General features: G+C 65.6%; 8 protein-coding genes and 1 pseudogene. 3 read left to right on the top strand and 6 right to left on the bottom strand.

Annotation, left to right across the window (positions count from 1 at the left end):
- From WAN71_RS10625 to WAN71_RS10615, 3 genes are all read right to left on the bottom strand, one after another.
- Positions 1–861: galactokinase (locus WAN71_RS10625; protein ID WP_422225290.1), on the bottom strand; the 861-nt coding region annotated here is incomplete at its 3' end.
- The gene (gene galT / locus WAN71_RS10620; RefSeq protein WP_422225289.1) at positions 858–1,940 is read right to left on the bottom strand and encodes a galactose-1-phosphate uridylyltransferase; all 1,083 of its coding nucleotides are present in this window, start codon (positions 1,938–1,940) and stop codon (positions 858–860) included. The genes WAN71_RS10625 and galT, both read right to left, overlap by 4 nt.
- Positions 1,941–2,075: 135 nt before the next feature.
- Positions 2,076–2,948 carry an alpha/beta fold hydrolase gene (locus WAN71_RS10615; protein ID WP_422225288.1) on the bottom strand — a complete coding sequence of 291 codons (873 nt, stop codon included), beginning with the start codon at positions 2,946–2,948 and terminating at the stop codon, positions 2,076–2,078.
- A 300-nt stretch (positions 2,949–3,248) separates the two neighbouring features.
- Here WAN71_RS10615 and WAN71_RS10610 point away from each other — a divergent pair, with 300 nt between their 5' ends.
- The 3 genes from WAN71_RS10610 to WAN71_RS10600 all read left to right on the top strand — a co-directional run bounded on the left by WAN71_RS10610 (position 3,249) and on the right by WAN71_RS10600 (position 6,522).
- Entirely contained in the window at positions 3,249–3,686 is a 438-nt protein-coding gene (locus WAN71_RS10610; RefSeq protein WP_422225287.1) for a DUF5994 family protein, read from the top strand.
- 366 nt (positions 3,687–4,052) lie between these two features.
- Positions 4,053–5,687, top strand: coding sequence for a fatty acyl-AMP ligase (locus tag WAN71_RS10605; RefSeq protein WP_422225286.1), 1,635 nt, complete (start codon positions 4,053–4,055; stop codon positions 5,685–5,687).
- Positions 5,688–5,712: 25 nt separating this feature from the next.
- Positions 5,713–6,522, top strand: a complete 810-nt coding sequence (locus tag WAN71_RS10600) for a GAF and ANTAR domain-containing protein (RefSeq protein ID WP_422225285.1) — start codon at positions 5,713–5,715, stop codon at positions 6,520–6,522.
- Here the strand turns inward: WAN71_RS10600 and WAN71_RS10595 are convergent.
- From WAN71_RS10595 to WAN71_RS10585, 3 genes and pseudogenes are all read right to left on the bottom strand, one after another.
- Positions 6,513–7,262, bottom strand: coding sequence for a GAF and ANTAR domain-containing protein (locus tag WAN71_RS10595; RefSeq protein ID WP_422225284.1), 750 nt, complete (start codon positions 7,260–7,262; stop codon positions 6,513–6,515). The two genes, WAN71_RS10600 and WAN71_RS10595, sit on opposite strands and share 10 nt — an antisense overlap.
- A 22-nt stretch (positions 7,263–7,284) precedes the next feature.
- Positions 7,285–7,992 (bottom strand): GAF and ANTAR domain-containing protein, encoded by a 708-nt coding sequence (locus tag WAN71_RS10590; protein ID WP_422225283.1) that lies wholly within the window; start codon positions 7,990–7,992, stop codon positions 7,285–7,287.
- 114 nt (positions 7,993–8,106) lie between these two features.
- Positions 8,107–8,263, bottom strand: a pseudogene (locus tag WAN71_RS10585) (transglutaminase); the annotation flags it as partial.

The following is an 8,263-nucleotide window of genomic DNA, read 5'->3' as shown; positions in this document are numbered from 1 at the left end:
GAATTCGTCACGCATCGAAGCATGGGAGGCATCGAAGATGAGGCCGGCCTCGGCGTACTCCGAACCATTCACGGCCGCAACGAAATCAAACACCCGCTGGTTCTCGGTAAGCACGTGACGAGCCCGGCGAGCATCGACCGCGTCAGTCACCTTATCCAGCACCGAGAGCCCACGATCCTGGATCTCCCGCAACGACACCACCCCCATATCGGCGGCCGCCCGCTCGCACGACAACCGACGCGCCGCGTACTCACCGCCAACATGACCGTGCCGCTCGCGGGAGTCGATCAACAACAGCACGACACCGGACGCTGACAGGTCAAACGCCACCGGCTGCACGGCCAGCGTCCGGAAATCGATCAGCAGCGCCGTCGACTCCGCACCGAACAGCGACGACAGCTGATCGAGCAAACCCGTTGGCGCACCGACATACTCGTTCTCCGCGCGCTGTGCGAGGCGCGCCTGCTCAAGGCGGTCAATCCGCCAGCCGGCGGCCATCACAAAAGCGCCCAAGGCCGCGCACTCCAGCGCGGCCGAGGACGACAAGCCCGATCCCATCTCGACGTCGCTGGTGATCGACAGGCTGCCGCCGGGCACCGGATGTCCGGCCATGCGTAGCGCCCACACCACGCCGGCCACATAGCCGGCCCACCCGGTCACCTCGCCGCGCTTGGTGCGCAACGAAATTCGCACCGAGCCCTCGACCCGGTCGCTGCACACGGTGATCGCGTCGGCATCCGAGGGCTCGAACGTCACCACCGTCCGCTGCGGCAGCGCGATCGGCAACGCCCAACCGAGGTTGTAGTCGGTGTGCTCGCCGATCAGGTTGATCCGCCCCGGCGCGGCGTACCGGACCGTCACCCGAGCCCCCGCAGCCGCTCAGCCACCGCCTCGGGCGTCACGTCGCTGATGAACGCATCCATCGCCGACTCCGAAGCCGCCAAATACTTGAGCGCGACGGCGCTGCGCCGAATCGACATCAGCTCGACGTGGAAGTAGCCCTCGCGCTGCGCATCGGTGTCGGCGAACTGGTGCAACGCCGAAATATACGGCAGCGGCCCAGAATACATCCGATCAAACCGGCGCAACACGTCAAGGTAGATCCGCGCGAAACCGTCCAGCTCGGCGGGTGCGAGGTCAAGCAGGTTGTGCATGAACCGGTTCGGGTAGATGTGCACCTCCACCGGCCACCTTGCGGCGAACGGCACAAAGGCGGTAAACAGATCGGTACGCGCAACGACGCGACCGCCGTCGTCAACCTCACTGGCCAGCAGATCGGCAAACAGGTTGCCGCCGTGCGCCTTTCGGTATTCAGATGCTTGCTGCAGCATGGCCGCGGTGCGCGGCGTCAGATACGGATAGCCGTAGATCTGGCCGTGCGGATGGCTCAACGTCACGCCGATCTCCTCGCCGCGGTTCTCGAAGCAGAACACCTGCTCGACGCCGGGCATCGCCATCAGGTCGGAGGTCCGGTGCCGCCACGCATCGACGACAAGGCGGGCATGCGCCGTTTTCAAGTCCGCGAACGATCCAGTGTGGTCGCTGGAGAAGCAGATCACCTCGCAGCGGCCGTTACCGGGCGCCGAGACGAAGCCGTCACCAACCGACGGCGTCTCCCCCGCTCCAGACAGGCTCGGGAACCGGTTCTCGAAGACGACCACGTCGTAATCGAGTGCGGGCACCTCGCTGGTCAACCCGGTCGGGCCCGGGCACAGCGGACACTGGTCCGGCGGCGGCTTGTAGGTGCGGTCTTGGCGCAGCGCCGCGATGATCACCCACTGCCCGGTGGTCCGGTCGTACCGCAGTTCTGTTTGGTTCGGGCTACGCGGCGGCAGCGGTCGGCGGTCGGCGATCGGCACCGGCATGTGGCCGGACAACGAAAAGAACAGCAGTTCACGCCCGTCGGCCAGCTTCATCCGCGTCGGCTCGGGAATGCTCATTGGGTCCCATCTTGGCTGCTATGTCAGAGTCAAGTCACGACAGACATGCATTCCGCAGACGAGAGGCTGGTCACGGGTGTTCGGTGGCGCAACCGCGCTGTACAAGCGGCGCCGAGGATGTGCTGGCGGAGGCGGCTAGAAGCGCCCGTGCCGGGTGAGGAAGTCCAGGACTGCATCCGCGAAGACGTCGTTGCGGTCGCCGGCGACCATGTGCCCCGCGCCGCGGACATCGACGAACTCGACCGGAGGAAAGCGGGCCAGAAACTCGTCGGCGCGGTCCTGGCTGACCAGGTCGCTCATTTGGCCTCGCACCAGCAGCATGGGCACGCCGCCCGCGAGGATCGTTTCTACGGCCGCGTGCAGGCGATCGACATCGGCCACCTCGATGGGCGGAAGCGACGCGGTGTTGCTGATGAACTTCGGATCCCAGTGCCAGTACCAGCGATCACCACGGCGGCGCAGGTTGGTGCGCAGGCCATCGAGATCAGTCGGCCGGGGCCGATGCGGGTTGTACTCGGCAATCGCGTCGGCGACCTCGTCGAGTGACTCGAACCCCGATTTCATCCGGTCGGCCATGAAATTGTGGATTCGGTTGGCCCCAGACGGATCCATGTTAGGCACGATGTCCACCAGAACGACCGCGCGGGCGATACCGGGCGAAATCTCCCCTGCGAGAAGCATTGTCGTGAAACCACCCAGGGAGGCGCCGACTAACACCGGTTGCGCGGGCAGCTGGCGCAGCACTTCTTGGACGTCGCCGGCGAAGCTGATGAGACGATAGTCGCCGTCTTCCGACCAGTCCGACTCGCCGTGGCCGCGAAGGTCGACCGTGACCGCCTGCCAGCCACGCTCGGCCACCGCCGCGGCCGCCTTGCCCCACGAGCGCCGCGTCTGCCCGCCGCCGTGCAGGAACACCACGGCGGGCGCTTCGGGATCGCCCATCCGGTCGGCGACGATGCGCGTGCCGCCGACGCCGTCGATGGTGAACGTTTCAGGCGCGATGGTCATCGTGTGATCCTAGATCGCGAGCGCATCAGCCTCTCGCCCGTAGCTCCGCGAAGTATCGCGGTTGCGCTGTGGCGTCGTTGCCAGATCTAGAAAATTTTGTCGAGCGGGTTAAACCGTTCCAGCATGCCGAAGGTCTCCTGTGCAACGGCTGATCACGAAAGCCATTGCGGTGGTTGATCACAACGAACGGCCAACCGTCAGCGCCTAACCAAGGCGGGGCTGGCCGGGACCGAAACGGCGCTGGTGGCGTAACCTTGAGCGTGATGAAGGATCCGCCATGGCCCCGCTGAGCGGCCTCCGATGAGGTATCCGATCGGCAGTCTGCGCCGAGCCAATCCCCTGCGGCTGTCAGTGGCTCGCGAGCTCGGCCGCGATATCGACGGCGCGTGGTGGCCACGTGTAGATCGCATCACCATCGAATTGCCTGACCTTGTTGCGACGCTGACCCCCCTGCTCGGCGACGTCACCTCCATCAACGTCAACTGGCCACCGCTGCAACGACCACCCGACTTCAATTGGTCAGGATGGGAGCACAAGCGCCAGCACGTAATGACTGTCAACGGCGTGGATGCTTGTGCCAACCTGCTAATCATCCCTTACGCGACCTACAGCGGGCTCGCATTGATGGTGCTGCGCTGCGCCGCCAATCTGCCAATCGACGCCGCCGACCGCGACAAACCCGCATTTTTGACTGCTGGTTCTATCTTGCAGGCCGCCCAATTACAACGCAGCGCGTGAATTGCTGGAGAGCCGGCAGTCGGCGAGGTAGCCTCATTCACGGTTGACACTCCAGCCTCCCGGAAACGTCACGGCGGCGATCCGATTTCCCCGCCGAACGGGCTCTAGCTCCGACGTAAACCGACAGCTCGGGTCGTGTTTTGGGCGCCGGAGGTCTCCTTTGGGTGCAGATTCAGCGGCTATTGGCGTGCCGAACCCCTCGGCGGTGGTCGAGTCTGTACAGTCGGCACGTCTGACACCATCTGGGGTGCACAAGAGAGGGTCACGCTCTTCCGCGGTCGCGCCTCAGCGGCGCCGTCGATACCGATACAACACCGATTCGACCAACACACGCCGTGCCGTCGCGCCGGAGCCAGGGGGATTGCGGTGAGCCGATTCACCGAGACGATGTACGACAGCGCCCACAGCAGTCTCAAGGGCATGATCACTGGGGAGCCGAACGCGCCGGTCCGGCATACCTGGCGTCAGGTGCACGAGCGGGCCCGCAGGGTTGCGGGCGGTCTGGCCGCCGCCGGTGTGTGCCGCAGCGATGCGGTCGCAGTGCTGGCAGGGGAGCCGGTCGAGATCGCCCCGACCGCGCAGGGTATCTGGATGCGCGGCGGCAGCCTTACGATGCTGCACCAGCCCACGCCGCGCACCGATCTGCAACGCTGGGCCGAGGAGACCACGGCCGTCATCAACATGATCGACGCCAAGGCGGTGGTGGTCTCCGATCCGTTCATGGCCGCGGCACCGCTGCTCGCCCAGCTGGGGATGCAGGTGCTGACGATCGAGCAGTTGCTCGACAGTCGCTCGATCGACCCGGTCGAGACCGACGACGACGACGTGGCGCTACTGCAATTGACTTCCGGCTCTACAGGATTCCCCAAGGCCGTCCGAATCAGTCATCGCAACGTCGTCTCGAATGCCGAGGCGATGTTCGTCGGCGCAAACGTCGACCCGGAATCCGACGTGATCGTGAGTTGGCTGCCGTGCTTCCACGACATGGGCATGACCGGCTACCTAACCGTCCCAATGTATTTCGGCGTCGAGTTGGTCAAGGTCACGCCGATGGACTTCCTCCGCGACACCCTGCTGTGGGCGAAGCTCATCGACAAGTATCGAGGCACCATGACAGCGGCGCCCAACTTCGCCTACACGATGTTCGCCAAACGCCTGCGCAGGACGGCTCAGCCCGGCCAGTTCGACCTGTCCACGCTGCGGTGGGCACTCTCGGGCGCTGAGCAAGTCGAGCCGGCCGATGTCGAGGATTTGTGCGCGGCCGGCGCGCCGTTCGGTTTGCGTCCGGAAGCGATCGTGCCCGCCTACGGCATGGCCGAGACGACGGTGGCAGTGTCGTTTACCGAGTGCGGCCGCGGGTTGATGGTCGACGAGGTCGACGCCGACCTGCTCGCCCTGCTGCACCGAGCCATCCCGGCATCCCGGGGTAAAACCCGGCGATTGGCCTCGGTCGGTCGTCCGCTGAAGGGGCTGGAGGCCCGGATAGTCGACCAGGACGGCGACGTGCTGCCGACCCGTGGTGTCGGCGTCATCGAGGTACGTGGCGAACCTGTGACGCTGGGGTACACGACGGCTGCCGGTTTTATCCCCGCACAGAACCGGGAAGGTTGGTACGACACCGGCGATTTGGGCTATTTCACCGAAACCGGCAACGTGGTGGTGTGCGGCCGGGTGAAGGACGTGATCATCATGGCCGGGCGCAACATCTATCCGACGGACATCGAACGTGCCGCCTCCCGCGTGCAAGGGGTCCGGCCCGGCGGCGCCGTGGCGGTGCGCCTGCATGCCGGGCACCCGCGCGAGATGTTCGCGGTCGCCGTGGAATCCAACGTTTGGGAAGATCCCGCCGAGGTGCGCCGCGTCGAGCGCCAGGTGGCCCATGAGGTCGTCGCCGAGGTCGATGTCCGGCCTCGTAACGTGGTCGTGCTCGAGCCGGGAATGATCCCGAAGACGCCGTCGGGAAAGCTGCGCCGGACCCACGCGTTGGCGCTGGTCACCTAGATCGGCGGTACATTAGTTGCTGACCATGACCGATTACGACGCACAGCCGGGTCGCGAAGCGACAGAGCAGCCAGAATTGTCCACCGCCCAGCAGGAAGCGGACGAGGTCGACTTGTACGCGGGCCTGCGTGGGGTGGCCGGGATCGTGGCCGGCGCCCGCGGGTTGATCGAGCTGCTGGGCGAGGTGGCGGAGTTCGCAGCCCATGCCATTCCCGGTGTCGACGGTGCCGGAGTTGCGTTGATCGACCCGTGCGAAGGCAGGCCGACCGTCCAGACGGCGGCCGCCACGGCGGAGTTTGTCAACGAGATCGACCTCGTCCAGTACGACGAGCTGAACGAGGGGCCGTGCATCACATGCATGCAGTCGCGGAGAGCCACCGTCAGTGGATCGCTGGGAAGCGACGGTCGTTGGCCGCGCTTCGGTGGCCGGGTGGCGCGGATGGGCGTGCATTCCGCCCTGTCGCTGCCGCTGATAGTTGGTGAAAACGTGATCGGCGCGATCAACTCCTACGCGGACGACCGCGACGCGTTCGGCGAGCGCAGCGTGCAGCTGGGTTCGCAATTCGCCGGGCCTGCGGCGGTGTCGATCTACAACGCGCAACTGCTGACCGGGGCTCGAAAGCGCACGGAACAACTACAACGTGCGTTGGACAGCCGAGGGGTGATCGATCAGGCGATCGGCATCATCAGGAGCCGGTCCGGTGTCAGCGCGGAAGTGGCTTTCGATCGGCTCATCCGGATGAGTCAAAGCGACAACAAGAAGCTGCATGTCATCGCGGAACAACTGGTCGAGGAGGCCGTGCGGCGCGCCCAGTCGTGGCGGCCTCAGCCGTGAGCAAGCTCGGTCATCGCTTCCAGTAGCGCCGGACGGGCACTCGGTTCCGCCATCAACCGCCGTGCAACGTCGGTCATGTGATCGCCGTGGGTACGCGCGTACCTCCGCAGCAGCGAAAATGCCTCGTCGATGGAAACATCGAGATGTCCGCGCAGGAAGCCCTTGGCCTGCTCGACGACGACGCGGCGGGTCAGCGCAGAGCGCAGCTGCGGTATCACCGTCGATGGCGTCGGCGGGTGTCCCTGCAGGATCGCCACGCACGCGATATGCGCCAGTGTCTGCCCGACCAGGCGATCGGCCTCATTGAGTTCGCCGGGCCGGCTACCGAACAGACCCAGGGAGCCCAAAACAATGCCGGCGGCGCGCATCGGCACCGCGTGCACGGAGGCGACACCTGCCTCGAGCGCGGCCGGAACGAATCGCGGCCACCGCGAGTTTGCCTCGCGCAGATCTGCCACCGAGACCGGTTGTCCGGTGGCAAAGCACTCCATGCAGGGCCCCTCCTCGGCTTGTAATTGGAATAGTTCCAGTTCGTGGGTCTGCTCGGAAGTTGCGGCCAGCAAGCGGAGTTGCCCCAGCGGGTCGGCGAGCAGAAATCCCGCCGCCGCGATATCCAACAGGTCGGCGCAGCGCTCGGTGAGCTCGGTGAGTAGGTCGAAGATGTCGAAGTCGTCGAGCAGGTTGTCGACGAGCGATACGACCGCGTTCAGTACCCGAGTTTCACGAGGGTTATCGGTCACGTTGCCTCCTTTTCTGACTGCATTAGTCGGCCTCGAGCTGCAGTCGCCGGTCGAGAATGTCGCGGGCGACGTCGGTGGCGCTGCGGTTGGTGGCGTAGGCGTGGGCGCGCAGTCGCACCAGCGCCTCGGCGGGTCCGACCCCGAGCTGCGCGACCAGCATGCCGGTGGCCTGGCTGACCTCCGTGCGGCTCAGTGCGTTGAATTCGGCCCAGGCGCTGCTGCCCGGGTCGTTGACGGCGGCCTGCAGGTCGGAGTGCATGAGGTCAAGCAGGGGCATGCCGGCCAGCTCGGCGGCGACGATGGCGCCGGCCAGGTGCTCAACGTGCAGCTCGCCGGGTTGCGCGCGGAAAAGGTCCAGGGCGCCGACGAATTCGCCGGCCAGCACGACCGGAATCGCGAATATGCCCCGGATCTTGTGGTCAAGCATGGCGGGGCCGTACGCCGGCCATCGAACGTCGTTGGCGTTGGCCAGGTCGGTGACGAGGACGGGGGCGCGCTGCGCGACGGAGTCCAAGCACGGGCCCTCGCCGAAGGTGAACTGGAGTTCGTCATACACGCGCGCGGCTGCGCCGCTGGAACCCAATGTTCCGCTGGTGACCCCGGCGAAGACCAGTGAAATCGCCGCTGCGTCAATTCCGAACAACATCACGCAGGCCTCGCAAATTGAGTCAGCGGCAGCTAGCCCACGCCGGCCGTCGACGGCCGCGCGGAGCTGTTCGTCGATTGCCACATTTAGCCGAGCGAGGGTCGGGCATGGGTGACGTTGCCCGAATGTCGAGGGGGCGAGGTCATACCTCAACCATCCTCTAGTTGGAGCCAATTTGCGAACATGGACGCAACATGCTCAGCTGATCGATACCAGCTGGTCGATCGAGTCCATGGGTAGGTCGCCGTCCACGATCGCCGTGACCGCCAACTTGTTCAGGATGATCGCACCTCCGTGATTGTCCAGGAAGGCGATGTCGGCGGCGTCGCGCCCGGTGGCAATACGCACCAGTGCC

This window comes from Mycobacterium sp. (genome assembly GCF_049280035.1).
Lineage (GTDB): Bacteria > Actinomycetota > Actinomycetes > Mycobacteriales > Mycobacteriaceae > Mycobacterium.
Note: the sequence above shows the minus strand (reverse complement) of the source record. Positions and strands in the feature narration are given on the sequence as shown.